2 pseudogenes are annotated in these 556 nt (G+C 61.9%); one reads left to right on the top strand and one right to left on the bottom strand.

The annotated features are described in order from the left end of the window. Positions 1-302 (bottom strand): annotated as a pseudogene (locus tag ACWTU8_RS32075) (ABC transporter substrate-binding protein); the annotation flags it as partial. Between the two features lie 104 nt (positions 303-406). On the opposite strand from ACWTU8_RS32075, the pseudogene ACWTU8_RS32070 reads away from it, so the two are divergent. Continuing rightward, positions 407-556 (top strand): annotated as a pseudogene (locus ACWTU8_RS32070) (helix-turn-helix domain-containing protein); the annotation flags it as partial.

Raw genomic sequence — 556 nt, 5'->3', positions numbered from 1 at the left:
AAGCAGTCGGGGAACTGGCTCCAGTAATTGTCGGCCTCGCCGTTCTCGATGGTGACGATGTCGGGCAGGCCGACGCCGCCGGCCGCACAGCCGGCGATCGACTTGTCATAGGTCGGCTGGTTGCCGAGATCCTGAACCGTGACCTTGATGTCGGGATGCAGCTTGTTGAAGCCGGCAACCGTGGCCTTCAGCGACGAAGCAGCGACATTCCAGCTCCAGATGGTGATCTCGCCGGACTGCGCAAAGGCCGGGGCTGAGCCCAGGACAAGCGCGAGCGCGGCGCAAGACAGTGTGATGCGCATTGAAATCCTCCCATTTCATTTGCTCTCTCTGCGAGCGTGGCTACACTATTCGGCGCGGAAGGCTTGTCGCCGACAAAGGGAATACGGAATTGGCGGAAAGTAAGATGCCGGAACGGCCGTTCTACCAGCCGGGCGCCAGCAGCGTGGAAGGCCTGCCGCTGCTGCTGCAGATGTTTCACACCGCTCCGCTGGTGATGCTCAAGCCGCACTGGCATGCCCAGGTCGAGGTGAATTTCATCGTGCGCGGCAGCGTG

The sequence above is a fragment of the Mesorhizobium sp. BHbdii genome, from assembly GCF_053848045.1.
Note: the sequence above shows the minus strand (reverse complement) of the source record. Positions and strands in the feature narration are given on the sequence as shown.